The 25,027-nt window shown below is 55.6% G+C and carries 25 protein-coding genes; 16 read left to right on the top strand and 9 right to left on the bottom strand.

From position 1 onward, the window contains the following. Positions 1-17 precede the first annotated feature (17 nt). Both BM235_RS24165 and BM235_RS24160 read right to left on the bottom strand, forming a co-directional pair. Entirely contained in the window at positions 18-1,304 is a 1,287-nt protein-coding gene (locus BM235_RS24165) for a sensor histidine kinase (RefSeq protein WP_090116803.1), read from the bottom strand. Next, on the bottom strand, positions 1,304-1,984 hold the full coding sequence (locus BM235_RS24160) for a response regulator transcription factor (protein WP_090116802.1): 681 nt from the start codon (positions 1,982-1,984) through the stop codon (positions 1,304-1,306). Before BM235_RS24160 ends, BM235_RS24165 begins: the two co-directional genes overlap by 1 nt. Before the next feature lie 203 nt (positions 1,985-2,187). Between BM235_RS24160 and BM235_RS24155 the strand changes: the two genes are divergently transcribed. The 4 genes from BM235_RS24155 to BM235_RS31755 all read left to right on the top strand — a co-directional run bounded on the left by BM235_RS24155 (position 2,188) and on the right by BM235_RS31755 (position 6,362). After that, entirely contained in the window at positions 2,188-2,994 is an 807-nt protein-coding gene (locus BM235_RS24155; protein ID WP_090116801.1) for a polyphosphate polymerase domain-containing protein, read from the top strand. Further along, positions 2,991-3,671 carry a DUF4956 domain-containing protein gene (locus tag BM235_RS24150; protein ID WP_090116800.1) on the top strand — a complete coding sequence of 227 codons (681 nt, stop codon included), beginning with the start codon at positions 2,991-2,993 and terminating at the stop codon, positions 3,669-3,671. Before BM235_RS24155 ends, BM235_RS24150 begins: the two co-directional genes overlap by 4 nt. A 65-nt stretch (positions 3,672-3,736) precedes the next feature. Then, positions 3,737-5,998, top strand: a complete 2,262-nt coding sequence (locus BM235_RS24145; protein WP_090116799.1) for a carbohydrate-binding domain-containing protein — start codon at positions 3,737-3,739, stop codon at positions 5,996-5,998. 124 nt (positions 5,999-6,122) lie between these two features. Next, positions 6,123-6,362 carry a hypothetical protein gene (locus BM235_RS31755; RefSeq protein ID WP_143106727.1) on the top strand — a complete coding sequence of 80 codons (240 nt, stop codon included), beginning with the start codon at positions 6,123-6,125 and terminating at the stop codon, positions 6,360-6,362. Between the two features lie 20 nt (positions 6,363-6,382). Here BM235_RS31755 and BM235_RS24140 read toward each other — a convergent pair whose 3' ends face one another. After that, positions 6,383-7,252, bottom strand: coding sequence for a YitT family protein (locus tag BM235_RS24140; protein WP_090116798.1), 870 nt, complete (start codon positions 7,250-7,252; stop codon positions 6,383-6,385). A gap of 72 nt (positions 7,253-7,324) precedes the next feature. On the opposite strand from BM235_RS24140, the gene BM235_RS24135 reads away from it, so the two are divergent. Then, the gene (locus BM235_RS24135; RefSeq protein WP_143106726.1) at positions 7,325-7,885 is read left to right on the top strand and encodes a phasin family protein; all 561 of its coding nucleotides are present in this window, start codon (positions 7,325-7,327) and stop codon (positions 7,883-7,885) included. Here the strand turns inward: BM235_RS24135 and BM235_RS24130 are convergent. Continuing rightward, entirely contained in the window at positions 7,882-8,685 is an 804-nt protein-coding gene (locus BM235_RS24130; protein ID WP_158544052.1) for a helix-turn-helix domain-containing protein, read from the bottom strand. The genes BM235_RS24135 and BM235_RS24130 overlap by 4 nt on opposite strands. 537 nt (positions 8,686-9,222) lie before the next feature. Between BM235_RS24130 and BM235_RS24120 the strand changes: the two genes are divergently transcribed. Beyond that, positions 9,223-10,665, top strand: a complete 1,443-nt coding sequence (locus tag BM235_RS24120; RefSeq protein WP_090116794.1) for an L-fucose/L-arabinose isomerase family protein — start codon at positions 9,223-9,225, stop codon at positions 10,663-10,665. Positions 10,666-10,764: 99 nt separating this feature from the next. On the opposite strand, the gene BM235_RS24115 is transcribed toward BM235_RS24120, so the two are convergent. Then, positions 10,765-11,352: a DUF421 domain-containing protein gene (locus BM235_RS24115; RefSeq protein ID WP_158544055.1), complete on the bottom strand. Its 588-nt coding sequence runs from the start codon at positions 11,350-11,352 to the stop codon at positions 10,765-10,767. Positions 11,353-11,498: 146 nt separating this feature from the next. On the opposite strand from BM235_RS24115, the gene BM235_RS24110 reads away from it, so the two are divergent. The 3 genes from BM235_RS24110 (at position 11,499) to BM235_RS24100 (ending at position 14,709) form a co-directional block, all read left to right on the top strand. Continuing rightward, positions 11,499-12,983, top strand: coding sequence for an amidase family protein (locus BM235_RS24110; protein ID WP_090116793.1), 1,485 nt, complete (start codon positions 11,499-11,501; stop codon positions 12,981-12,983). An 81-nt stretch (positions 12,984-13,064) separates the two neighbouring features. Beyond that, entirely contained in the window at positions 13,065-14,189 is a 1,125-nt protein-coding gene (locus BM235_RS24105; protein WP_090116894.1) for a GDSL-type esterase/lipase family protein, read from the top strand. Positions 14,190-14,211: 22 nt separating this feature from the next. Then, on the top strand, positions 14,212-14,709 hold the full coding sequence (locus BM235_RS24100; protein ID WP_090116792.1) for an SRPBCC family protein: 498 nt from the start codon (positions 14,212-14,214) through the stop codon (positions 14,707-14,709). 173 nt (positions 14,710-14,882) lie between these two features. On the opposite strand, the gene BM235_RS24095 is transcribed toward BM235_RS24100, so the two are convergent. Then, complete coding sequence (locus tag BM235_RS24095) at positions 14,883-15,746, bottom strand: SDR family oxidoreductase (RefSeq protein ID WP_090116791.1); 864 nt, start codon at positions 15,744-15,746, stop codon at positions 14,883-14,885. Between the two features lie 182 nt (positions 15,747-15,928). Here BM235_RS24095 and BM235_RS24090 point away from each other — a divergent pair, with 182 nt between their 5' ends. The 4 genes from BM235_RS24090 to BM235_RS31750 all read left to right on the top strand — a co-directional run bounded on the left by BM235_RS24090 (position 15,929) and on the right by BM235_RS31750 (position 19,550). Further along, on the top strand, positions 15,929-16,486 hold the full coding sequence (locus tag BM235_RS24090) for a TetR/AcrR family transcriptional regulator (RefSeq protein ID WP_255374567.1): 558 nt from the start codon (positions 15,929-15,931) through the stop codon (positions 16,484-16,486). Positions 16,487-16,571: 85 nt separating this feature from the next. After that, positions 16,572-17,051, top strand: coding sequence for a 23S rRNA (pseudouridine(1915)-N(3))-methyltransferase RlmH (gene rlmH, locus BM235_RS24085; protein WP_090116893.1), 480 nt, complete (start codon positions 16,572-16,574; stop codon positions 17,049-17,051). A 138-nt stretch (positions 17,052-17,189) separates the two neighbouring features. Then, entirely contained in the window at positions 17,190-18,350 is a 1,161-nt protein-coding gene (locus BM235_RS24080) for a hypothetical protein (protein ID WP_090116789.1), read from the top strand. 6 nt (positions 18,351-18,356) lie between these two features. Then, positions 18,357-19,550: a hypothetical protein gene (locus BM235_RS31750; protein WP_143106725.1), complete on the top strand. Its 1,194-nt coding sequence runs from the start codon at positions 18,357-18,359 to the stop codon at positions 19,548-19,550. Positions 19,551-19,782: 232 nt separating this feature from the next. On the opposite strand, the gene BM235_RS24075 is transcribed toward BM235_RS31750, so the two are convergent. Beyond that, positions 19,783-20,538, bottom strand: a complete 756-nt coding sequence (locus BM235_RS24075) for an SDR family oxidoreductase (protein WP_090116788.1) — start codon at positions 20,536-20,538, stop codon at positions 19,783-19,785. Between the two features lie 149 nt (positions 20,539-20,687). Here BM235_RS24075 and BM235_RS24070 point away from each other — a divergent pair, with 149 nt between their 5' ends. Then, entirely contained in the window at positions 20,688-21,209 is a 522-nt protein-coding gene (locus BM235_RS24070; protein ID WP_090116787.1) for a TetR/AcrR family transcriptional regulator, read from the top strand. Positions 21,210-21,504: 295 nt separating this feature from the next. On the opposite strand, the gene BM235_RS24065 is transcribed toward BM235_RS24070, so the two are convergent. Both BM235_RS24065 and BM235_RS24060 read right to left on the bottom strand, forming a co-directional pair. Continuing rightward, positions 21,505-22,386, bottom strand: coding sequence for a carbon-nitrogen hydrolase family protein (locus BM235_RS24065; protein WP_090116786.1), 882 nt, complete (start codon positions 22,384-22,386; stop codon positions 21,505-21,507). An 18-nt stretch (positions 22,387-22,404) separates the two neighbouring features. After that, complete coding sequence (locus BM235_RS24060; protein ID WP_090116892.1) at positions 22,405-23,943, bottom strand: bifunctional GNAT family N-acetyltransferase/carbon-nitrogen hydrolase family protein; 1,539 nt, start codon at positions 23,941-23,943, stop codon at positions 22,405-22,407. A 206-nt stretch (positions 23,944-24,149) separates the two neighbouring features. On the opposite strand from BM235_RS24060, the gene BM235_RS33010 reads away from it, so the two are divergent. Together BM235_RS33010 and BM235_RS24050 are read left to right on the top strand one after the other, a co-directional pair. After that, on the top strand, positions 24,150-24,383 hold the full coding sequence (locus tag BM235_RS33010) for a stalk domain-containing protein (RefSeq protein WP_369803544.1): 234 nt from the start codon (positions 24,150-24,152) through the stop codon (positions 24,381-24,383). 171 nt (positions 24,384-24,554) lie between these two features. Next, positions 24,555-24,908, top strand: coding sequence for a hypothetical protein (locus BM235_RS24050; protein ID WP_090116784.1), 354 nt, complete (start codon positions 24,555-24,557; stop codon positions 24,906-24,908). Positions 24,909-25,027: the final 119 nt, after the last annotated feature.

The following is a 25,027-nucleotide window of genomic DNA, read 5'->3' as shown; positions in this document are numbered from 1 at the left end:
ATCTCCTAGCGGCAGGCTTATTTTTTTGCTTCGAGCGGGAGCGTCACCGTGAACGTCGTCCGCTCGCCGGGCGCGCTCTTGGCGGAGATCCGGCCGCGATGCTGCTCGACGATCGACTTGGCGATGGCGAGGCCGAGGCCGTAGCCGCCCTGCTTGCGCGAACGCGAGGCGTCGGCACGGTAGAAGCGGTCGAAAATGCGGTCCACGTGCTCCGCGGGAATGCCCGCGCCGGTGTTCGAGACCGCGAGCTGGATCTGGTGATGCTGCTTCTTGAGCGTCAGCGAGATCTCGCCCTTGGGCTCGTTGTACTTGACCGCGTTGTCCAGCAGGATCATGACGACCTGCTTGAGCTGCTCGGCGCTGCCGACGGCGGTCAGGCCGGGCTCGACGTCGTACGCGAGCGCGAGATCCTGCTCGAAGATGACGGCCTCCATCGTCAGGAGGACGCCTTCCACGGCGTCGCTGACGTCGAACGGCACGAAGATCGTCCGCGCGCGGGCATCCTCCATCTCGGTCAGATACAACAGATCGTTGGTCAGCGTCTTCATGCGCTCGGTCTCCGACTTGATATGATGCAGCCACTTCGCTTGAGAGGCGATCGTATCGCCCTCGTTGGCGAGCAGCACGTCGGCGTTGGTGTTGATGACGGCGAGCGGCGTCTTGAGCTCGTGGGAGGCGTCGGCGATGAACCGCTTCTGCTTGTCGAAGGCGTCCCGTACCGGCGCGATCGAGCGTCCCGCGAAGTAACGGCTCGTGCCGTAGATAACCGCCAGCATGACGAGCGCGACCGCCGAGAAGGTATACACGAGATTCGTGAGGATCTTCTGTTGGGCGGTCATGTCCATATAGGAGACCGTATATCCTGACGGACCGGGCTCCACGCTGTACGCCCAACGCGTGTCGCTCAGCGTGAAGCGTCCGCTGTCCACGGGATCCCCCTTCGCCTTTTTCAGCACCGCGGCATAAAATTCGTCGTCCATGTCGTAGCGGGAGTCCGTGGAGACCAGGTTCCACGACGCGTCCGTCCGCAAGGCGAAGGATACGGAGCGCTCCGCGAATGGACCCATGCCGCCGTCGGCCATCTGCTGCGGAGGCCGGCTGCCGTCCTGTCCCTGCCGCTGCTTGCCCCCGTTCATGGCGTCGCCTTTATGGTAGAAGTCCGCGACGCGGTGCAGCTCCATGTCGATGTCCCGCTTGGTGTTCTGGTACGTGATGATATAGATAGAAGCGAAGGCCACGAGCATGATGATCGTGATGATGACCATGTTCATAAGGAGAAACCGATTGCGCAGCCGGTTGAACATCAGTCCGCCGCCTCCAGTACGTACCCGACGCCCCGTATCGTGCTTATGCGCGCCGACGCGTTCAGGAAGGTCAGTTTTTTTCGCAAAAAGGAGATGTAGACCTCCACGTTGTTGTGCTCCGCGTCCGAGTCGAAGCCCCACAGCTTCTCGATGATCTGCTCCTTGCTCGTCACCGCCTGCCGGCGCGAGATCAGCAGCTCCAGCAGCTCGCTTTCCTTCAAGATCAGCTTCAGCTCCTTGCCCTTGCACGACAGCTTGAGCGTCGACGCGTTGAGCTCGAGATCGCCGAACCGCAGCCCGTCGTCCGGGATGACGGCCTCGCCCTTGCGCCGCAGCGCTGCCCGGATCCGCGCCAGCAGCTCGCCCGTGACGAACGGTTTCGCGATATAGTCGTCCGCCCCGTAGTCGAGCCCCGCGATCTTGTCGTCGGTCTCGCCTTTGGCGGTGAGCATGATGACGGGCGTCTGCACGCCTTGCTCGCGGAGCGTCCGCAGCACCTCGATCCCGTCCATTTCAGGAAGCATGATATCGAGCAGCAGCAGGTCGTAGATGCCGCTCATCGCGTTGTCCAGCCCCGACTGTCCGTCGTGCACGGTGTCTACGGAATAGTGGTTTTTGCGAAGAATCTGCGAGAGCGCCTCCGCCAGATGCACCTCGTCTTCTACGATGAGTATCCTCATGGTCGTCCGAACCCCTTCGTCTATCGTCTTGCCCTTAATTGTAGGGAGAAAACCTTTAATCAACCTTAATCGTACCACTGCGGCGCGCCGGACAATAAGTTTTTACACTGCGTTTACAATTTAAGATTCGTTAAAGGTTCCCCCGCTAAGCTTGAGTCATGGAAGGGCGAGGCAGTCGCCGACAAGGAAGGGAGCGCGGGCGCATGGCGATCGAAGTTTTCAACCGCTACGAGAACAAATACCTGATGGACACGAAAGCCTTCTACGGCATCTACAACCGCCTGACGGCATACATGAACCTCGACGCGTACAACAAGGACGACAAGTTTTACTCGATCAGCAACCTTTATTACGATACCCCGCAGCACACGCTGATCCGCGCGAGCCTCTCGAAACCGAAGTATCGGGAAAAGCTGCGGATCCGGGCTTACGGCGTGCCGGAGCCGGACGCGAAGGTGTACCTGGAGCTGAAAAAGAAGGTGTTCGGCCTCGTGAACAAGCGCCGGACGTCGCTGAGGCTTGGCGAAGCGTACGAATTCGTCCGGACGGGCCGGCCGCCGGCCTTCCGCGAGGGGATGAACAAGCAGGTCATCGCGGAGATCGAGTACTTCCTGTCGCGGTACGAGCTGGTGCCGATGACGTATCTGGCGTACGACCGGATCGCTATGTTCGCGAAGGACGGCCGGGATCTGCGGATCACGTTCGATACGAACATCCGGTCGCGGCGGCATGACCTGGCTCTGGAGGCTGGAGACCACGGCGAGCAGCTGATGGAGAAGGGCCAGTGGCTCATGGAAGTGAAGGCGGAGAAGACGGTGCCGGTATGGCTGTCGAGGCTGCTGTCGGAGCTGTCGATGTACCGGACGGGCTTCAGCAAGTACGGCAACGAGTACAAGAAGTCGATCCGCTACGCAGGCAAAGTGCCGGAGCTGTACGCGGCTGGCGCCGGCGGGGTTGACGTCAACGCGATGGAACGGACGCAAATGGAAAGGGAGAGATTTTTGCTATGATCGACTCGATATTCAGCACGGTGGCCGCGGATGCGGAGCTGACTTTGACGCATGCGCTGCTCACCTTCGGCATCGCCATCCTGCTGGGAGGCATCATCAGCCTTACTTATATGAAAACGCAAGTCGCTTACTCCCCGAGCTTCACGCTCACGATGATGGTCCTGCCGACGATCGTCGCCATCATCATCCTCCTGATCGGCAGCAACATCGCCCGGGCGTTCAGCCTGGCGGGCGCCTTCTCGATCATCCGGTTCCGAAGCGCGCCGGGCGACTCGAAGGACATCTCCTACGTGCTGTTCTCGATGGCGGCGGGCCTGGCCTGCGGCGTCGGCGCTTATGGCTACGCGGCGCTGTTCACGGTGTGCCTGTGCATCCTGATGTTCGTGCTCAAGGCGGTGGGCTTCGGCGCGAACAGAGCGCAGACCAAGCTGCTGAAGGTCACGATTCCCGAGAATTTGGGCTATGAAGAAGCGTTCGACGAAATCTTCCGGAAATTCGGCGTCGGCTACGAGCTGAAGAAGGTGCGTACGACGGAGCTTGGCAGTCTGTACGAGCTCGTGTATGCGGTCCAGATCGGGCCGCAGACCAGTCAGAAGGAGTTGCTCGACGCGGTAAGGACGCGCAACGGCAATCTGGATATCACGCTCACGATGAACCCGGTCGTGCAGGAGTATTGATCGATTGGTTCGATTAAAGCGCAAGACGATACGCAGCATCATCCTAACCGAGAAGAGGGAATCCTATGAAACATTCGCATCAAGCAAAAGCAATCGCCGTCGCGCTCCTCGCCGCCATGCTGGCCGCAGGCTGTAGCGCAAAGTCGTCGGATGCGGCCGGCGCCGCGTCCGCGAGCACGGTCCAGACGGCGTCCGCCGCGTCATCGGGTACGCCGATCACGCTGGCCAGCGTGAATCTGGACGACAAAGTGACGTTTGATGAGTCAGACACGACTGCGACGTGGTCGGCGGACGGAGCGACGACGATCGCGCTGGACGGCGGCGCGGCGACCGTGACCGGATCGGGCGCGACGGCTCAGGGCGGCGCGGTCAAGATCGCGGCGGCGGGCACGTACGTGCTGAGCGGCACGCTGGACGACGGGCAGATCGTCGTCGAGGCCGGAGACGGCGACGTCGTGCGCCTCGTGCTGAACGGCGCCGACATCACGAACAAGAACGGCTCCGCCATCTACGTCAAATCGGCCGACAAGACGGTCGTGACGCTCGCCGACGGCACGGAGAACGCGGTGACGGACGGCGCGACCTACGCGGATACCTCCGAAGAAGCGCCGACGGCCGCGCTGTTCAGCAAGGACGATCTGACGATTAACGGCACCGGCAAGCTGACCGTCGCCGGCAACGCGAACGACGGCATCGCCGCCAAGGACGATCTGAAAATCGTGAGCGGCACGATCGCGGTCAAGTCGGCGGACGACGGATTGATCGGCAAGGATCTCGTCGCGATCCAGGACGGCGACATCACGATCGACGCGGGCGGCGACGGCATCAAGTCGACCAACGACAAGGACGCGGACAAGGGCTTCGTCGCGATCGCGAACGGCACGTTCAAGATCACGTCCGTGAACGACGGAATTCAAGCGGAGACGGCACTCCTAGTGGCGGACGGCACGTTCGACATCGTGACGGGCGGCGGCGCGGCGGCTTCGACCATCGTGCATACGGAGAATGGGCCGGGCGGCATGGGCGGCGGTTTCGGCGGCGGGCGTCCCGATTGGCAGGGCACGGACGTCGAAATGCCGCAGATGCCTGTGGACGGGCAAATGCCGGCCGACGGACAGCCGCCGACGGACGGCCAAGGACCAGGCTCGAGCGGCGTGACGGATTCGGCGCAAGCGGCGCCTTCGGATAGCGCGACGGCTTCGGACTCGACGGCTTCCGGCGCGGCGGCTTCGAGCGATACGGCTTCGGGTTCAATCGATAAGAGCGGGAACGACGCGGATGAGACGACTGCGGCGTCGTCTGAAGAGACCGAATCGACGAGCGCCAAGGGACTGAAGGCTGGGGGCGACATCGCCGTCGCAGGCGGCACGTTCGCCGTGGATGCGGCGGACGACGCGATCCACGGCAATGCCAACGTCGGCATCTTGGGCGGCACGTTCAGCCTGCAGAGCGGAGACGACGGCATTCACGGCGACGCGACGCTCACCATCTCGGACGGCACGATCGATATCGCCAAGAGCTACGAAGGCATCGAGAGCGCGAGCATCGCGATCGCGGGCGGCGAGACGCACGTCACGTCCAGCGACGACGGCGTCAATGCATCCGCGGGCACCGAGCAGGCGCTGCTAACGATATCCGGCGGCTACATCTACGTGGATGCGGGCGGTGACGGCCTCGATTCCAACGGCTCGGCCGTTATGACCGGCGGCACGGCGATCGTCAACGGCCCGACCAACGCAGGCAACGGTCCGCTGGATTACGACGGCACGTTCGAGCAATCGGGCGGCACGCTGATCGCGGCCGGCGCAGCGGGCATGGCGCAAGCGCCGTCCGAGGACTCGAAGCAGGTATCGCTGCTCATGACGTTCCCGAGCACGCTTGATGCGGGCACCCTGGTCACGCTGACGGACAGCGCGGGCAATGCGGTCGCGACCTTCGCCCCGATCAAGCCGTTCCAGACGCTCGTCTACTCCTCTCCTGATCTGAAATCCGGCGAGAGCTACACGATCTCGACGGGCGGCACGTCCGGCGGCACGCCGAAGGACGGCCTCTATACCGGCGGCGGCACGGCCGGCACGACCAAGGTCGTCACGTTCGAGCTCGGCGACAAGACGACGTACGTGAACGAGTCGGGCATCACGACCGGCGGCGAGATGGGCGGCATGGGCGGCGGTCGCGGCGGCTTCGGAGGCGGCCGGGGCATGGGTCGTCCGGGCACGACCGACGGCACGACCGGCACTGACACGACCGGCACTGACACGACCGGCACGAACGGTACAAGCGGTTCGAGCGGCAGCTCCGCCAGCACAACCGGCGCCAGCACTTAAAAGGCCTTATATACGGTACAAAAAAAAGGGATGAAGCGGCGTTGTCTGCTTCATCCCTTTTTTAGCAGAACGCAAATTAAACTACACTAGCTTTAGAAAGTTCGCCTCGCAGGTTGGATTTGGCATGACCGCTGCAGCAAGCGAGAAAAGCAACGTTACAGAAGCGACGATGGCGCGGGAGCGTGCTGTTAGCGAGAATAGCGCGGTTACAGGAGAAGACCGCCGCTGCATGAGAGAAAAGCAACGTTACAGAAGCGACGACGGCGCCGGAGCGTGCTGCAAGCGAGAAAAGCGCGGTTACAGGAGCAGGACCATGCTGTATGCGAAACGAAAAACCGTCAAGGCGATCCGCGATCCGCTCTGACGGTTTCTTTTTAAAGTCATTTAGTGGATATCGTGCTTCTTGAAGTTGCCGCCCTTGACCTCGGCCACGTCGTAGACCATGACGAATGCGCTCGGGTCGATTTCGTAGATGATTTCTTTCATTTTGCTTTCTTCCAATCGGTTGATGACGCAGGTGATTTCTTTAAACTGTTCGTTCGAGTAACCGCCTTCTACGACATTGTAGGTGGCGCCGCGCCCCAAGCGATCGCGGATCGTCTCGACCATGGTTTCGGGGTGCTTGGAGATGATCTTGAACGTCTTGGCGCCGCTTAAGCCTTCTTCGACGATATGGATTACTTTGGAGGCGATGTAGTAGGCGATGCCCGACATGATCGCGCCCTGCAGACCGAAGACGGTCGAGACGACGATAAACACGAACGCATTCAGGAACAGGATCAGGTCGCTTGTGCCGAAAGGCAGCTTGCGGGACAGCAGCACCGCCAGCATGTCGATCCCGTCCAGCGCGCCGCCGTTGCGCAAGGCCAGACCCATGCCAAAGCCGATAATGATGCCGCCGACGACGGTGACCAGCAGCGTATCCCCTTCCAGAATGGGTTTGATATGATGCATCGTAATCGTGCCGATGGCCAGCGACGCAATGCCCAGCACCGAGTTGATGGCGAAGCTTTTTCCGATCTGCTTGTAGCCGAGAAAAATAAACGGAATGTTCAGAACCGCGATCAACAGACCCAGCGGCAGTTCGATCAGCTCCGATCCTACGATGCTGAGACCGGTCACGCCGCCGTCGGATACGTTGTTCGGAATCAGCACCGCTTCAAGACCATAAGCCGTTATGAATGCGCCGATGATGACGGCTAATCCTCGCAGCGCTTTTCTTAAGACGACAGACTGTTTTTTTCCGCTTCCCAATATCGAGACCTCGTTTCCGAATGATGTACTTCTGTTTTATTTTATCGGATTGCGAGGCGAATATCGAACCGCATGGCGCCGCACGTCGACTGCAGGCGGTACAAGCGGACAAAAAAAAATTTCCAGAATGTAGTCTGCGTTACAGAACCCTTCCCGCATATCGAGTATGATGAAGTCACAGGAATTCAACCGGGAGGGGTTATTAAAATGAACAAGAAGACGGTATTGAAGGCAGCGGGGATCTTCGTAGCGGGTTTGGCGGGCGGGATCGGTCTTATGATGAGCAGCGACGCCTATAAGGCGATCAACGACGCGCTAGGAAATTCGACGAGCAATACGATCTGGCAGCAGAATCTGGCGGGGCAAGGCGCGCTGAAGCAAGTGCAACAGCAGCAGGCGCAGGTCGGAAAGCTCGTTCAGGACGCAGAAACGCTGAAAAAGCAATCGGATCAAGCAGCGCAGAAGAAAGCGGATGAAGCCGCGAAAAAGAATGAAGAGGCAGCATCGGCGCAGCAGCAACAACAAGAACAGATGCAGCAGCAGATGCAGCAGATGATCCAGCAAATTCAGCAAATGCTGCAGCAAATGCAGCAATCCCAGAATGAGACGATCAAAGCGCTGACCAAGGCCTAATCGCCGGCGCCTTCCGTCTCCGACCGGTTCACCTTGTGCCGCACGTATGCGGAGGGCAGGGTGCCGGTTATTTTTTTGAACACCTTGTTAAAATACGACTGCTCGCAAAAGCCCAGGTAATCCGAGATCTCTCTGACGTTCATCTGCGAGGTCAGGAGCAGGTCGCAGGCGGACGCGATCCGGATCTGCTGCATGTAGTCAGTCAGCGTACGGCCCGTCGATTGGCGGTACAGCGCGCTGACGTAGTTCGGCGTCTTCCCAACATGGGCGGCGAGCTCGCCGACAGCGATCGTCCTGCGGTAATGGAGCAGCATGTACGCCTCCAGCCGATAGACGAGACCCGCGGCGGCGCCTTGGGAGGCCGCGGATTCGGACGCCTCCGCGAACAGCGCGAGCAGCTCCAGCAGCGCGGCATGGCAAAGCGCCGGCCGGCAAGGCGACTGCCGAAGCCAGTATTGGACGAGTGCGGCGAAGCGGTTGCGCACGTAGTCGTAGTTATGGGGCCTCGCGACGCGCGCCTGCGGCACAGTCAACAGCGGCAGGCCTTCACCCTCTCCCTCATATTGAAAATGCGCGACGAACATCTCATGCGGCTCCTCGGGCGAATTGGATGCGCTCCGTTCGAGGCCCCTCGGCATGAACAGCATATCTCCCCGGCTCAGCCTGAAGCTCCCCTGCTCCGTCTCGAATACCGCCTGCCCCTCCGTCACCAGCACCGCGATATGGTTATTCGTCCGCGATCGCGGCACCTGCCACCCCGCCTCGCAATGCTCGTAATAAATCGCTACCGGCTCGATCATCGCCCTTTTTCCCCATTTTTCGCGCGCATTCCTGCTTCCTCCCTCTCTCGACACCTGCATGTAGTATAGCAGAGATCGTAATATTTTTCTAAAATATAGATCGTTCTCTCATGCGATATAGAAGGATGAATTCATAATTTATGTAAAAAATTAGATGTAAATGATTGACATGAAAAATTCGGAATGCGATCGGAGGGCAGGTCCGAAGTTTTGGCGGGGCGTGATCTTAAAGGATTTAACCGCATTTGCGTTGCGACAGACGTTGAGGGGAGAACTGAGCTTATATTTCGTGAGAGGATTGCATCAGGAAAGCGCTTACCGATAGTCGGGATGTTAATTGCTGTATGCCGCGACTACGATTAGTGTCAAGTCGAAGGGATCCAATCGCGCCGTTCATCCGGTTCGTCCTACCTCTGCCCTTTATAAAAGTAATCGTAGAATTATTCCAAAAGGAGTTGGAGATCTCATTGTTACGATTCGCCTGTTTGCCTACGATGAAGAAGAGGGTTTTACAAGACGAAGAGGAGGACTTTGAACATGTCTAAAAATTTCCAACGTGCACGCGCGCGTGTCGGCGTCATGACGGTGGGGCACGAACCTTACTGGGAGCAGTTTTCTGGACTGCGAGAGGAGCTCGCGGGTTACGGGCAGGAATTCGAAAACCGGCTGCGCGAGATGGACGTCGAGGTCGTCAGCGCGGGATTCGTCGATACGGTGGACAAGGCGTTCGCGGCGACCGAGTATTTGAAAAAGCAGGACGTCGATATGCTGTTCAGCTTCCTCAGCACGTACGTCACGTCCTCCACGGCAGCGACGCCGATTCTCGGCTTGTCTGTACCGACCGTGCTCGTCGCCTTGCAGCCGAGGCAGCGTCTGGACTACACGAACACGACCACCTACATGCAGCTGGCCAACGACAACATCTGCTCGCTGCCCGAGATCGCGGGCGTGCTCGTTCGGGCGGGGCGGCCGGCGGCCGGTATGATCGTCGGCACGTTGTACGACGACCCTGCGGCCACGGCCGAGCTGCGGTCTTGGTGCCGCGCGGCGAATGCGCGGCGCGCGTTCAAGTACGCGCGGATCGGCTATCTCGGCCATACGTATGAAGGCATGTACGACATGAACTCCGATCCGACCGCTTTCACGGCGTCGTTCGGCGCGCACGTGCAGATGCTCGAGATGTGCGACCTGGCCAAGGCCGTGAATGGTGCCACCCAGCGGGAGATCGACGCCAAGCTCGAAGAGATTCATAGCGTGTTCACCGTCTCCGATCCGTTCATCGATCCGGTCACGCGGCCGATCAAGCCCGAGGATCTCGCCTGGTCCGCGAAGGTCGCGGTCGGCCTCGACAAGCTCGTGGACGAATTCGGCCTGACAGGCCTTGCCTACTATTATAAGGGGCTCGACGACAACGAGTACGAGCGCATCGGCTCCAACATGGTGCTCGGCAACTCCCTCCTGACCGGCAAGGGCATCCCGCTCGCGGGCGAAGCCGACCTTAAGACTTGCGCGGCCATGCTCATCATGGACCGGCTCGAAGCGGGCGGCTCCTTTGCCGAGCTGCATCCGTGCGACTTTAAGGACGACATCGTGCTCGTCGGTCACGACGGTCCGCACAACATCAAGATTGCGGACGGCCGGCCGGTCATTCGGGGGCTGGAGCTGTTCCACGGCAAGCGCGGCTCCGGCATCGGCGTCGAGTTCAGTATCCAGGCCGGGCCGGTCACGCTGCTCAGTATCGGGCAGACGGCGCAGGGCCGCTACAAGATGATCGTCGCCGAGGGCGAATCGATCAAGGGGCCGATCCCGCAGACCGGGAACACCAACACCCGCTGCAGCTTCGGCCGCCCGGTCGCGACGTTCGTCGAGCAGTGGTGCAGCGCGGGCCCGACCCATCACTTCGCGCTGGGCGTCGGCAGCAAGGCGGCGGAGATCAAGCGTACCGCGGGTATGCTGGGGATCGAGGTTCAGGTGATCTAAGCGGTAGGCCAGCATAACGATAGGGCAAGCAAAGCGGGCTTTGCGCCGGGAGCGGCGCAGGGCCCGTTTTTTATGTTTAGCTGCTGTCGCACGGCTTTGTTAGTGAAGTTTGTTCGGGGCGGGGGGTTGATCTTGCGGGTTGACGGTTTCCGCGAAAATGTCGGCTTGCGGCGGAGGGGCGGGGATGGCGATCTGCGGAAAGTTCGCTTTTAAAATCTCCTCCAGATCGCCCCTCGTTAACGGGCGCGCATGCGGCATGAGCTCGTAGCCGAGTTCGCCGTTCGTCTCGATCGTTCCGTACCGCACATCCTGAACGCGCGCGATGCTATCCAGCCGCAGCCGTTTTTCCAGATCGTCCACGGACAGCCGCAGTTTTTTCATATTGGCGGTCAACAGATTGCCGTTTTCGATCACCGGCACCGCCGCGCCTTTTAATACCCTTTCCGCCAGATTCCACTTGAGCGATATCCATTCCAGCAGGTAAAGGACGGCCAGAAACGTAAACACGGCAAACAAGGTCTCCGCCAGTCCTTTACCGGCGACCTCGGAGCCCAGTATCGCGCCGATCGTCAAGAGTACGCCGATCTGAGGGATCGTCATTTGAGAGATCGATTTTCGGCCGCTTAGTCGAAGCATGAGAATGCCGGCGACAGCCAATACGAGGGACTGCCAGAATACGGTTAGCATGGCGGGACTCCTGTCTTGTATGCTTTTTTTGGAAACGGAATTAGTCTTGCCGCAGGAAAAAACTTGTATACTGGAAGGAACGGGGAGAGCGTACGCGAGAGAGTATTCAATCCAGAACGATAGATACGGAGACGGGAGACACTTCAATGGACGCCTATATAAATGAGAGTTTAATTGAAGCGGATATCGCTTCATTACAGGCTGCGATGGAGGCAGGGACATTAACGTCGGAGGCTTGCGTGCGGTGGTACCTTGAACGGATCGAGCAGTTCAATCCGAAGCTGAGAGCGGTGCTCGAGGTCAATCCGGACGCGCTCGCGGTCGCCGCGGCGCTCGACGCGGAACGGCGGGAGAGCGGATCGCGCGGGCCGCTGCACGGCATCCCGATTCTGCTCAAGGACAATATCGATACGGGCGACCGCATGCACACGAGCGCGGGGTCTATCGCGCTTGCGGCGCACTTTTCGCCTGCGGATTCGGCCGTGGCATCGCAGCTGAGGGCTGCGGGCGCGGTCTTTCTCGGCAAGGCCAACATGACGGAATGGGCAAACTTCATGTCCGGTACGATGTGGGCGGGCTACAGCTCCAGAGGGGGACTCACGCTTAATCCATACAGCCCAGGCGAGTTTTTCGTAGGCGGATCGAGCTCGGGCTCAGGCGCAGCGACGGCCGCGAACCTGTGCGCCGCCGCCATCGGCACGGAAACGTCGGGTTCGATCATCAGCCCGGCCTCGCAGAATAGCCTCGTGGGTCTGAAACCGACGATCGGACTCGTCAGCCGTACGGGCATTATCCCAATTACGCATAGCCAGGATTCGGCCGGTCCGATGACCCGCACGGTCAGGGACGCTGCGATCTTGCTCGGCGCGATGACGGCGGTGGATCCGGCGGATGCGGCTATGGGAGAGAACGGGCGAATCGCATACCCGGATTACACGCCATTCTTGGATGCGGACGGCTTGCAGGGCGCGAGGATCGGCGTTGCCCGGCACTATTATCAGGGATTGGACGAGGCGCGGGCGGAGATTATCGAACGGGCGATCGAGCTGTGCAAAGCGCGCGGCGCGATCATCGTCGATCCGGTATCCTTGCCTTGCGAGGAAGCGAAGTGGGATTGGAGCGTGATGCCGTACGAATTTAAGAAGGGACTGAACGATTATCTCGCCAAAGCCGGTTCCGGTACGTATGTCCGCACGCTAGATGATCTCATTGCCTACAACGAAGCGAATCGCGACGCCGCGTTAAAATACGGGCAGGACACGCTCATCTGGTCGAACCGGACAAGCGGCACGCTGACCGAGCCTGAATACGTGGAGAGCTTGCGCCTGAATCGCGAGCTGGCCCGGGATCAGGGTATCGACCACGCAATTCGAGAGCATCGGCTTGATGCGCTGCTGTTTCTCGGCAATGAGGAGGGGCTCGACTTGTCCGCGCGCGCGGGATATCCGGCGATAACGGTGCCGGGCGGGTACGCGGAGACGGGGGTTATTGCGGAAGGCGGCTATACGACCAAGGGACCGCAGGGCATTACCTTCGTAGGAACCGCATACAGCGAGCCCGTGCTGCTCCGTCTCGCCTATGCCTACGAACAAGCGACCAGGTACCGTTTTGCGCCGCCTGATCCGGTTTAGTTTTCAAAGCTGGCCTTGGGTTGCTGGGAGACGCCGGACAGGATAGAATCGGAGAAAATGGGCGAAACGGGGGAACGGTTGATGAAGACGAACGAAAAGCTGCGGACGTACGCGCTGTCGGAGATTGCGCACACGAAGGTGCATGGGCGCACGACGGGGCGCCTCGATCCGTTGACGTTGTTCTGGACGGGGAGCGGCGTCGAATGGAACGTGAAGGCGAGCGAGCTGTGGATCGAAGTCGAGGCGGACTACGATTATTGCGAGCCGTGGATCAGCGTCGTCGTTAACGGCGCCTGGGTGAGCAGACAGATGATCGCGGCGGGCAGGCAATGGCTGTGCGTGTTCAGAAGTATGAATGAAAATGCGGTCAAAAACGTGCGGGTCGTCAAGGACACGCAGGCGATGAGCGGCGACCCGGCGTGTCTGCTGCAGATCCGGTCGGTCCGCTGCGACGGCGAATTCTTGCCTGTGGCGGATAAGCCGCGGAAAATCGAGTTCGTCGGCGACAGCATCACGTCGGGGGAAGGCGCGATCGGCGCGACCGTCGAGCAGGACTGGATCCCGATGTGGTTCAGCGCCATCGACAACTACGCCGCGATGACGGCCGAAGCGCTGGACGCCGAGTACCGGATCGTGTCGCAGAGCGGCTGGGGCGTGGTGACGGGTTGGGACAACAATCCGCATGCGAGCCTTCCGGCTTATTACGAGCAGGTATGCGGACTGCTTTCGGGCGACCGGAATCGGGAGCTGGGCGCTTTGGAGGCGAACGACTTCGCCGCCTGGCAGCCGGATGTGGTGGTCGTCAACCTGGGAACCAACGACGACGGGGCGTTCCACTATCAGGCATGGAGGGACCCGCAAACGGGCGAGACGTACGAGCAGCGGTTAAATGAAGACGGCACGTTAAACGCGGACGACGTGGCGGTCTTCGAGCGGGCAGTGGCGCAATTCGTGGGCAAGATGCGGCGATGCAATCGGGACGCGCACATCGTATGGGCATACGGCATGCTCGGCACGGCGATGCTGCCCGCGATCGAGCGGGCGGTGGGCGCGTATCGGGCGCAGTCGGGCGACGAGCGCGTGTCGGTCGTTCGGCTCCCGGAGATGACGGCCGATGCCGTCGGCGCGCGCAATCATCCTGGCAAGCGGGCGCATGCGCATGCTGCCGCTGCTTTGGTAGAAGCGATCCGGCCTTTGCTTAATTAAAAAGGGAGAGGGGCATACGATCATGTTGGCAGTCATCCAATCGATCGAGAACGGCGGCGCTTACGAGGCTCGATTTGAGCGTGTATTGGGCCACTCGGTCGCGTCCGTCTGGGCGATGCTGACCGATAATGGGCAGCTTGCGAAATGGTTTCCCGAGCTGAGCGTGGACGACCTGCGCGTCGGGGGCGCATTCAAGTTCGACATGGGCGGCGGCAACGCGGAGCGGATGGAGATTCTCGCGCTCGAGCCGCTCGCCGTGCTCGCGTATACGTGGGCGGAGGACCGCGTCCGCTTCGAGCTCGCCGAGACGCCCGAAGGCTGCCGGCTCGCGCTGATCGAGCGCATCGCGCAGATCACCGATCATACGCCGCGCGATCTTGCCGGCTGGCATGTGTGTCTAGATGTCATCGCCGCGCTGCTGGACGGTAGGACGGTCGAGTCGCGCAAGGCGGCGTGGGAGAAGGAATACGAAGCGTATAAGGAATTGATCGAGCGGGTACGTGCGGGATCGGACGAATAAGCACGAAGCCGCGTGAGGGAGCATCGGCAGTTCGGCATTTCAGTGCTATGAGATCCGGACGCTGCCGGCTCTTGTTGCGGTGGAAGATACGACAAGCTTGAGCGTATAACGAAGAATGGCGGCCGCAAGGCCGCCATTTGTATTGACGGATAGACCCGATCAATCGCTCGGGGTCACTTCGCGGCGTCGATCGACGCCTTCAGGACGTCGCGCATGGAAAGCGGCGAGCGGCCGAGCAGTTGGCCCAGCGTCGGATCGATGTCCGCGAATTCCCCTTCCCTGCTGGCATGGAAGATGCCGAGCAGCATATTCGCTTGCGCTTCGGGGACGCCGTGCGAGATGAGCGTGTCCCGATACTGATCGTCGGAAACGATCACGCGCTTAATGCGGCGGCCGGTCAATTCCGAAGCGATGGCGGCAATGCCGGCGAGGTCGATCGCATCGGTCGCGGTGAGGCCTGGCGACAGGCCGTCGAGACGCTGCTCGGTCAAGGCGATGGCGGCCGCCTCGGCGAGATCCGGGTGCGCGGTCCAGGAGACCGGGCCATCCTCGGGGGCGGCCAACTCGCCGGTCGTGAGGGCATTGCCGAGCAGCATCAGCGCCGATGCGGCGTAGAAGCCATTGCGCAGCGAGGCGAAGGCGACACCGGATGCCTGAAGCGCCTCTTCGGTAGCCGCGTGATCGATCATCGGCGCAAAATGCGAGGACGGGGACGAGCCCATGTGGCTCGTATACAGAATTCGGCTCGCTCCGGCCTTCTTGGCCGCGTCGATCGCCGTACGGTGAAGCTGAACGCTAGCTTCGCCGAAGCGATCCGAGGAGACGATCAGCACTTGGGTCGCGCCTTCAAAGGCATAGGCGAGACTGTCGGCGTCGCTGAAATCCCCTTTTCGAACGCGTACGCCCTTTGCTTGAAGATGCTGCGCCTTCTGCGGATCGCGTACGCTGACGCCGAGCCGTTCGGCCGGAATACGTTCAAGCAGCCTTTCCACCGTCATTCTTCCGAGTTGACCGCTTGCTCCTGTTACGATAATCATGTTGAATCACCTTTCTTTATCGTTATGCTAGACTGTACAGTGTAAAGGTAAACGGAAAGCGGAACCCGAACAACCAGCATTCGGGCGATTACGTTGCGAAGCCGACACGGAGGTCGAAATGTCGGTTTGGAACGCCGGAAGGGAAGAAGTCGAATATGCCAGTGAACCTGGAGGATCCCCGCGTGAAGCGGACGCGTCAGTTGATGCTGCAATCCTTTATGGATCTGCTCGAGCAGAAGAAAAATATTTACTCCATATCGGTACGAGACATTGCGGCCCACGCGACGGTCAATCGCGCCACTTTTTATGCCCACTTCGAGGATAAATACGCATTTCTGGCATGCTGGATGAGCGACAAGTTCCGCAAGGTGGCGGAGATGCGCCTGCCTGCTTATGCGCTGACGGGAATGGACGACCTGCAGACGTTGATTCATGTCACGTTTGAATTCCTGGCGCGACTGCGTCAGTATTCATCGCCGGGCGACGTCCAGTTCGAGCCGATGTTCGAGATCGCGATTCAGAAGGAGATCGAGAATCTGCTGCTCCGATGGCTGCGCAAAAGAGAGGGGCCGCAGGCACCCGTCGCGGAGGGGAAGATCAAGACGACAGCGGAAGTGATCAGCTGGGGGATATTCGGATCGGCCATGCAGTGGAGCCGCCACCCCGGTCAACGTACGTCCGAGGCGATGACGCGGGATGTGCTGGCCGTGGCTACGGCAGTATTGGCGCCCGTAGGCTGACGCAGTGCGTTTGTACGGCCATGCGGCCGATTGGATAAGCTATAGGTAACAGAATGAGGGTCGGAAGGACGGTTAGATCATCATGATGCAAATTCAGATCGTATGCGTGGGCAAGCTGAAGGAGAAGTATTGGTCGGACGGCGTGGCCGAATATTCGAAAAGACTGGGCGCCTACGCCAGGCTCGACATCCGCGAGCTGCCGGACGAGAAGACGCCGGACGCTATGAGCCCGGCCGAGGAAGAGCAGGTCCGCGTCCGCGAAGGCGAGCGTATCCTCGCCGCGCTCAAGCCCGACGCGCACGTCGTCGCGCTCGCGATCGACGGCGACGCCTGGTCCAGCGAGCAGCTCGCCGCGCACCTGGACCGCCAAGCCGTCTACGGCGGCGGCGCCGTCGCCTTCGTCATCGGAGGCTCGCTCGGTCTCTCGCCCGCTGTCTTGGCCCGCGCCGACAAGAAGCTGAGCTTTGGGCGTATGACCTACCCGCACCAGCTCATGCGAGTGCTGCTGCTGGAGCAGGTGTACCGGGCGTTTAAGATTAATCGGGGGGAACCGTATCACAAGTAGGGCGAAATTTAAGGTTTAATAATGTTGATGGATGAAAGTTACTATTAATATTTGGAAAGACAGATGTTATAGTCTGACTACTATGGTGATATAATTAGTTTTATTAGGAAGTCCTAAGGCGATTAGGAGGAAATAGCATTGGAAACTCTTAGAGTTGTCGATAAGCAATTTGATACAAAGCTAGGCGCTATAAGCATTTCAATTACGATGAGTATCAGAGATTATCTAATGTTATGCGGTGATCGGATAAAAAATAGTCATTATCAGCGAAGGGTATTGCCACCCTCTAGGAATAAGGTCTTCAAAAGATTAATTCAAGATTTAAAAGAAGGGTGTACGATTCCAACGATCTCCTTAGCGATTCTTTCTGATAAAAAAATAAATTATGAAGACACGTTAGCGGAGATCGAGACAAAGCTGAAACCAATCCATTCAGAGGAAGTGTCTATACTGGATGGAATTCAGCGTACGAATTGCTTATTACAGGTTCGTTCAGAACTAAAGGAAGAACAGCTAAATACTTTTTTAAGTAATAAGTTAAGACTAGAGCTCTGGGTCAATATCTCAATGATGTCCTTACTTTATCGAATGGTAGCGCTAAATGCTGGACAAACAGCTATGACACTTAGACATCAGTTGGAGATACTGCACACCCCACTAAAGGGTAAGCTTTCTGAACTGATTCCAGAATTGGAGTTATTTGAAGAGGGTAAAGAAGTCAGAAAAAGAGTTAAGTCACTACAATATCAGTTTGCTGATGTTATCGAGGGGTTCATGTCATTTATTCAAGGTGATCCCGAGATTGATAAGCAAAATGAGGTGGCTCAGAGACTAGAAAGAATTGAGTTTTTAGAGAGCCATTCTAATAGGTTGGATGATACTAATAATCAACTTGAAACCTTTGCATTTATTATAGGCGATCTAGATCTTGCAGTATGTGAAAAATACGAGAAGATAAGGGAATGGTTACCTGAGTATAGTGGTTCTTACTCAATTCTTGCTTCGGTACCTACTCTGACCGGCATTTGTGCAGCTTGGGGAAAAGGGTATTTGAAGTATGGATCCGAATATATGCGGTTAGTTTCCGATGGACTATTAGAGGAAATTAAAAATGGGGATTTAGAGGACCCACTTTTCTTACGGATGTTTAGCGAGATAAAACAAGGTTCACAAACTAAAAGAATCGGGGAATTTGAAAGAAGATTAGTTTATCGTGCATTTCTTGAATATATAGAAGAACAGGATCCTACTCAATTTGATAATTACTGGGGCAAGGCATTAAGGCGAGAAGGTGAGTAAGTTTGAATGATTAATTACCTCAAGGTACAGAACCTTTTTAAAACTTTATTGTCTTTACCAGAAATGTCAGTCTTTCGCGGGCGATTTTCATTAAATGAAACTATTCGCGATTTTATGCATGACTACAGGTACTTCCAGAGAAGTGGGCTTAACGGTTCCATTGATGTTTATGTAAGTGGAACCCAAGTCTGCTCTATCCCAAAACAACTACTCGATAATTTGGGTGCTTTATCAATTGAATCAAATTATTGGCAACATAAGGGCATTAAGTATAAAGGTAATATCGTAATCCCACTTTGGAATTATAGTGGTAGCGTAACTCCTTCAGGATTTTGGAATTTTCAAAATAGTGGGGGGATAAGGATAGCCGAAGTTAATCAGACTGTCAATTATAATGACCCAATTGTTGCAGAGTTACTATTTACATTCCCAGAACTATGGATTAAAAATATTGACTTCTCTAACGATTTAACTGCAAGTCTCGTTGAAATAACAGGATATGCAACGTTCTATACTGAAGATCAATCAGAAATTGAAAGTGTTTTACTAGCCCTTGCCTCCGTAGGACTTCATGCATTTGAAAAGCTAGGCAATTGGTGTCATAGTCTAGAGGTAGGTTGTCATTTACTTGAGATCACACCTGGGCTTGTTGAAGTAAATTGTACACCAAGGTTTAATCTTGAAAGAGCAAGGATGTTCAGATTTGCTTGTTCTGCACATGATCCTTTCGATGCTATCATTAGGTATTGGCACATAGTTGAACATATGTATGATGACCTTATCTATGATAGCATTTCTAGTCTCCTTGCTGTTACACCTAGGCAACTGAAATTCGGCAAATCGATTCAGGATATTGCATCAGAGACAAAATGTGCAAGAGAGATATTTATTAGAAATATTGATGATGTTTCATTTAACTCTCTTATACAATTTGTTAACAGGAACGGTCTGCAAACACACATTACTAATGCTGTTACAATTTTAGGTGGACAGATTGGCCAGATGGCATTTTGGAACAAAAACGCATACAATGGTAAAGAAGCACTTGGTGCATTACTGTATTCATGTCGAAACGCCATTGCTCATCGTAGGGAAAGCGAAAGTTGGTTTAATCGCTTAGACATAACACACTATCAAAGTGTTAAGGAAATTATCCCTATATTTCATTATTCCATACATACAATGTTACAAGACATGTAGTAGTAATAAAAAGGCACATCCTGTATATAGTGGGTGTGCCTTTGCACTATTCAAAATATCGGGTTTAATTTTTTATAAAGGAGGTAGCTTCTTCTCAAGATATTTCGCTTTATAGATGATACGCCGAACCGTATCATAAGTAGGGCGAAGTTTTTGGCCTTAACCACTTGCCGGGTGCAGAACGGATTCATACCCTTCCTCCTTGGCTTTTCCTCCCGTGTGGGTTAATCCCTCAGCCCCGCGCCATCGCATTCGAAAGTGCATCCGGAAAGTATTTCCCCGCAAAGCGCAAAATTTTGGAGAAGCCAGGAACGACCCGTTTTTTGTTATGCTCCATCCCTTGGATTCCACGCTTTACGAGCGTCTCCAGGCTCATGCTGGGAATGCCGCCGCCGCTCTGCATGTCTGGCAGAAGATTAGTTTCCGCTACTAGGGGTGGGACAAGCTCTATCACGTGTATGTTAGGTTTCGATTTCTTGAGTTGGATTCGCAGTGCGTCGGTAAACATATGCACTCCCGCCTTAGTAGCCGAATAAACGGGATGAAGGGGTGACGATACGTAGGAAAGACCGGAGCTTACGGTCACGATCATCGCTTCGTTTTGTCTGGCCAATTGCGGGAGCAGCGCCTCCGTCATCCAGATGGTCCCGTTTAAGTTCGTTTCGACCTCTGCGGTAGTCCGCTCCAAATCGAGGGCACTGTCCATCACTTCGAAGGCGCGCATAATACCCGCCGAGTTGAATAGGATTGAGACTTCAGGGTAGCGGTCACGAAGGAATGCGGCCATCTCGCGAACGGAGTTCACATTGGAGACATCGCCTTGCAGTCCGATGAGTCCTTTATGTTTGTTCGTCACTTGATCGAGGGTTGCTTGATTCCGGCCGATCACGATGACTTTATTGCCGCGATTCAACAAATCCAAGGCGAATGCAAGACCGATGCCCGAAGTGCCGCCTGTAACGACGATTGTACGATTTGAAAGCTTCATGAAGGATTCTCCTTTTAGTTACGTTTTTTAAAATTTGTAACCTGAGTACGACCTAAGCATACCGCGGCAAGTTACAAAAGTCAACAGTTGTAACCGTTGGTGTCAATCGGTATAATAAAATCATGAAAAATTTAAGCAGAGAACTCATAATGGAAACCGCACATCGAATGGTTGTCGAACAAGGGATGGAGAAAGTCAATCTGTCAAAAGTCGGCTCTGAGTTGGGGACGACTCATGCGGCGATCTATAAGTATTTTTCGGGCAAGGAAGAGTTATGGACCGAGCTTGCGTTGTCGTGGCTGGATCATGAACTGGCGCGGCTTTTTCCATTTAACACGGATAAGTACTCGTCCAAGAAGGACATTGTGCACGAATGGTTATGGGTATTAAGTGAATCGAAATATAAGGCTTATGTGCGTGAGCCTGAGATGTTTAAGCTGTATACTGCCTATATCGATCAAAATCCGACTGTCGTTGCTCGGCACATCGGCGATTTGGTGGACAGCTTAAAGGCCGCGAGCGGCATTGAGGAAGTTGGGCGACTGTATGCCATTTTAATGGCATTTTCTTATTTTTCCACGCCAGCCCATGCTGACAATTGGCTGCGTATGGATTTCAAAGCAGAGTTCGAAGCGGTCTGGAAGCTGGTCGAGGCGGGGATTGAGGGCTAGTAAACAAGCGGCTGGTATAAGCATAACGAAGTCTGGCGGCCACAGGGCCGCCATTTGTTTTCGCCGATAGACCCGTTAAGGGGAACCGTATCACAAGTAGTTCGTCCCAGTACTCCCCGGAGTAGCCGAACGGGTTGTCGATGGTCTCGTTTGCGGCGAGCGGATTGCCCCAGAAGTCTCGTTCGGTCATCAGACCGACACCGTTGTACTTATAGCTGACAGTATCGCCGTTGCGCGTGACAGTGCTGAGTTACTCGGCATCATCGTGCGTGACAATTGCCAAACGGCTTTTCGGTTACGGCAGCGTCTTCTGGTGTTCGTGTTCGTATAGGTCGGGGCGGCGGTCGTAGAAGGGTGCTACCGCGCCGCGTTCGCGATTCTCTCGGAGCTTTTGGAAGGCGAGTTCGGCCAGCACCATCATGTTTTCGTTCGTTTCACCGACCTGCAGGATACCATCCGCGGCAAACGGAAGATCGCATGGGGTGAATACGCCCGCTTGGCAGAAACCAATGTCCACCTGCGGACGATCCTCGGACAAGGCTCCGACGAGGCCGCTCAATACGACGAACAGTTGATTCTCGATCGCCCTCGCTTGGGCGCAATGACGCACGCGATGGTACCCAAAGGAACTATCGGTATAGGAAGGGCATAGAAGCAGTTCCGCGCCGCGAAGCGCGGCTGCCCTCGCCAGCTCCGGGAATTCGATGTCGTAACAGGTCAAGATCGCCATCTTGCCCCACTCCGTGTCGAATACGTTAAGCTCGTCACCCGCGGCCAGAGGCCAGCGAATCTGCTCCTCTGGCGTAAGATGCAATTTACTCTGCGTCTCCACCCGTCCATCGGGAAAGAAGAGGAATGCCTTGTTCGAGTACTTGCCCTCTTCCTCTAAGCAAATATGCGTCCCCGCTAATATGGCAATATCGCATTCTCGGCTGAGCTCTCCGAAGAACTCGATATATTTATCCGTCAGCCCGTTCAGAAAATAACAAGCTTCATCGTGCAGCATCGACGGCTCTAAGCTTAGCAAGTGGGCCGTCATGTATTCCGGGAACACGATCATGGAAGCGTCCTGCTCGGCAGCATGCCGAACCTTCGTATCGATTCCCGTCCAGAACTCTTCTTCGGAACGGATATCGGTGAGACCGTATTGCGTTGTTGCTATCGTTAACTTCTTCATAGACACCTCTGGTATGTTTTAAGTACGAATTTGTAAGGAATAGATGTCTGTCCGGCGATCCTTGAATGACAATGCATCGTTGGACTTACGGTACCTTTCCAGCGTTTCCATGTCTACCTCGGCCATGATGACTGTCTCCGTATTCTCGCTGCACTCCCCCGCGATGCCGTCGCGAGAGAAAGAGAAATCGGCCGGCGTATAGATACCAGACTGGGCGTACTGAACATCTACGTTGTCTACATGGGTTAGATTTCCTACCGTTCCGGCGGTCACTATGAACATTTGGTTCTCGATCGCTCTGGCCTGTGCGCAGTACTTCATCCTCAGGAACGTCTGCCTATCTTCCGCGCAGAAAGGAACGAATATGATTTGCGCTCCCTCCTCCGCGACGATCCGCGACAACTCCGGGTATTCGATATCGCTGCTGAGTTGAATCGAAATTTTACCGCAATCCGTGTCGAACACCCCGAGTGAGCTACCCCCGTTGATGCCCCACCACTTCCGCTCGTTCGGAGAGATATGCAGCTTGTATTGCTGCTCAATCGAGCCGTCCCGGCGAAACAAGTGAGCCACGTTGTAGATCCGGTTATTATTCTCGACGAAGTGGGAGCCGCCAACGATATTTACGTTGTATTTGACTGCGAGTTCGGAGAATAACTCCACATAGTTGGTCGTAAATGTCGTGAGCTTCCGGACGGCCAAGCTCGGAGACCGTTCATCTAAAAAGGAAAGCAACTGCATGGTGAAGTTCTCCGGGAAAACGGCGAAATCGGATTTGTAATCCGATGCCACGTCCACGTAATGCTCGCACTGGGTGGCGAATTCTTCGAAAGAATCAATCTTCTTCATCATATACTGGACCACGCAAATGCGGACGGGGAAAGACATTTTATAAAGCGTCTTGTTGATGCTCGGCTTGTATTCAATATTATTCCATTCTAACAGGGCAGCGAAATTCTCGGAATCGGAGTCATCGGACAAATAATTGGTAATGATCCGCTTCAGCGTAAATCCGTTCATCATCTGAAAAGTCAGCACCGGATCGTAGATGTTCTGCTGCAACACTTCCTCCGCGTAAGCTCTTGGCGACAACTTATCGGAATAGTTGTGATACCCCGGGATGCGTCCCCCTACGATAATACTCTTGAGGTTAAGCTGCTCGGCCAGCCGTTTCCTTGCCTCGTATAACCTTCTGCCGATTTTCATGCGACGGAAATCCGGATGCACCATGACTTCCATCCCATAGAGGTTCCCGCCCCGGGGGTTATGATTGCGGATATAGCCCTTGTCCGTAATTTCAGAATACGTATGCTGCTCCAAATAATCTTCGAAGTTCACGATCAGACTAGAACAGGAGCCGATAATATCACCGTCGAGCTCGACGCATATTTGACCCTCGGGAAACGTGCGGATGTGACTTTCCAATTGATCCAGCTTCCAGGGACCCATGTTCGGAAAACAAATATTTTGCAACGCGATGATTTTATCGAAATCTTCCCTTACAATGTTGCGGATGATGATTTTCTTTTCGAATTGCGAAATTTGATCGGTTGTCATAAAAGTGAGACCCCTTATAAGTGCGTATAAATACATTATAGCACACTGTTTTTTGAGCAAAATTCTCCAGTCCAAGCTGCCTTCTGCGGGAGGCCGCATCCAATCGCTGGCGGAGTGTCGGACTGGAAGAGACCTTACGAATAGGGGCGCTAATCTGACCGGAGCGGTGAATGCTAACGGAATCGTTATGCTGCCTATTTTAGTCATTGGGCGGCACAGTTATGTATGCGGCGGCAAACAAAAGTTATAATATCGAATGGGGTCTAACCTCTATACGCTTAACGGTCGGGCGGAATACGGAGACCGCGAATGGAAACGAGATCATGCTGAGTAAAGCCGTTAGCGTGAATAAGGGAGAAGCGTTTTTCACAGCCGACTTCCTCACGAAGAAACATGGCGCGGGAACGCTGGTTGTCGGGTCGGCCGATACTCCCCTCTGATTTTAGGTGATCCTTACACGTTCTTACCTTATGATCTATTTAAGAAATAAATTGATCTTCAGCCACCTGGAATTCGATTAAAGCAGTATAAGCGGTCAATCAACGCGATGCAAAAAAATTGTTCACGAGAACATGAGTTCTGATATACTGAGAAAAAAGGAGAAATCTAGCATGGGAGTTTCTGTTTATTACACTTGTATGAGAAACCATAACCTTACCAACAGTGAGGAGCAAGAGATAACGGCCATCATTGATAAATACAATGCGGGCTTTGAAATGAAGGATATTGGAGAAACATTTTGTGTTTATGACTATGATCAGGATAAACCAATAGTGATCTTTGCAGGTTCAACAAAGCTACCCTTTTCAGATGATTTTGAAGATACATTGCATGCGCTGTTTTATTGGTTGACCTGTTTGACGGATATTAGAAGAAGTATTTCTAATGGGGATTGGCATGTGCATCTAGATGATACGGATGCCATCTGGGATGAGGAAACGGGTTGGAAAATGCCAGAAGAGTAGTACTCGTATTCCCAACAAAGTAATGGAAGGATCTTATTTAAGAACATGTGCAACTGGAATTGAAGAGATCCTTCCATGGGAATGAAACCTCCTCCCGCTCCGGAGAACATTTGTATTAT

The organism is Cohnella sp. OV330 (genome assembly GCF_900112065.1).
Taxonomy (GTDB): domain Bacteria; phylum Bacillota; class Bacilli; order Paenibacillales; family Paenibacillaceae; genus Cohnella.
Note: the sequence above shows the minus strand (reverse complement) of the source record. Positions and strands in the feature narration are given on the sequence as shown.

What these genes read in the sequence shown, in the direction of transcription:
- BM235_RS24165 (WP_090116803.1), bottom strand. Translation starts at nt 1,304, where the DNA reads ATGTTCAACCGGCTGCGCAATCGGTTTCTCCTTATGAACATGGTCATC.
- BM235_RS24160 (WP_090116802.1), bottom strand. Translation starts at nt 1,984, where the DNA reads ATGAGGATACTCATCGTAGAAGACGAGGTGCATCTGGCGGAGGCGCTC.
- BM235_RS24155 (WP_090116801.1), top strand. Translation starts at nt 2,188, where the DNA reads ATGGCGATCGAAGTTTTCAACCGCTACGAGAACAAATACCTGATGGAC.
- BM235_RS24150 (WP_090116800.1), top strand. Translation starts at nt 2,991, where the DNA reads ATGATCGACTCGATATTCAGCACGGTGGCCGCGGATGCGGAGCTGACT.
- BM235_RS24145 (WP_090116799.1), top strand. Translation starts at nt 3,737, where the DNA reads ATGAAACATTCGCATCAAGCAAAAGCAATCGCCGTCGCGCTCCTCGCC.
- BM235_RS31755 (WP_143106727.1), top strand. Translation starts at nt 6,123, where the DNA reads ATGACCGCTGCAGCAAGCGAGAAAAGCAACGTTACAGAAGCGACGATG.
- BM235_RS24135 (WP_143106726.1), top strand. Translation starts at nt 7,325, where the DNA reads ATGGCGCCGCACGTCGACTGCAGGCGGTACAAGCGGACAAAAAAAAAT.
- BM235_RS24130 (WP_158544052.1), bottom strand. Translation starts at nt 8,685, where the DNA reads ATGATCGAGCCGGTAGCGATTTATTACGAGCATTGCGAGGCGGGGTGG.
- BM235_RS24120 (WP_090116794.1), top strand. Translation starts at nt 9,223, where the DNA reads ATGTCTAAAAATTTCCAACGTGCACGCGCGCGTGTCGGCGTCATGACG.
- BM235_RS24115 (WP_158544055.1), bottom strand. Translation starts at nt 11,352, where the DNA reads ATGCTAACCGTATTCTGGCAGTCCCTCGTATTGGCTGTCGCCGGCATT.
- BM235_RS24110 (WP_090116793.1), top strand. Translation starts at nt 11,499, where the DNA reads ATGGACGCCTATATAAATGAGAGTTTAATTGAAGCGGATATCGCTTCA.
- BM235_RS24105 (WP_090116894.1), top strand. Translation starts at nt 13,065, where the DNA reads ATGAAGACGAACGAAAAGCTGCGGACGTACGCGCTGTCGGAGATTGCG.
- BM235_RS24100 (WP_090116792.1), top strand. Translation starts at nt 14,212, where the DNA reads ATGTTGGCAGTCATCCAATCGATCGAGAACGGCGGCGCTTACGAGGCT.
- BM235_RS24095 (WP_090116791.1), bottom strand. Translation starts at nt 15,746, where the DNA reads ATGATTATCGTAACAGGAGCAAGCGGTCAACTCGGAAGAATGACGGTG.
- rlmH (WP_090116893.1), top strand. Translation starts at nt 16,572, where the DNA reads ATGCAAATTCAGATCGTATGCGTGGGCAAGCTGAAGGAGAAGTATTGG.
- BM235_RS31750 (WP_143106725.1), top strand. Translation starts at nt 18,357, where the DNA reads ATGATTAATTACCTCAAGGTACAGAACCTTTTTAAAACTTTATTGTCT.
- BM235_RS24075 (WP_090116788.1), bottom strand. Translation starts at nt 20,538, where the DNA reads ATGAAGCTTTCAAATCGTACAATCGTCGTTACAGGCGGCACTTCGGGC.
- BM235_RS24070 (WP_090116787.1), top strand. Translation starts at nt 20,688, where the DNA reads ATGGAAACCGCACATCGAATGGTTGTCGAACAAGGGATGGAGAAAGTC.
- BM235_RS24065 (WP_090116786.1), bottom strand. Translation starts at nt 22,386, where the DNA reads ATGAAGAAGTTAACGATAGCAACAACGCAATACGGTCTCACCGATATC.
- BM235_RS24060 (WP_090116892.1), bottom strand. Translation starts at nt 23,943, where the DNA reads ATGACAACCGATCAAATTTCGCAATTCGAAAAGAAAATCATCATCCGC.
- BM235_RS24050 (WP_090116784.1), top strand. Translation starts at nt 24,555, where the DNA reads ATGGGAGTTTCTGTTTATTACACTTGTATGAGAAACCATAACCTTACC.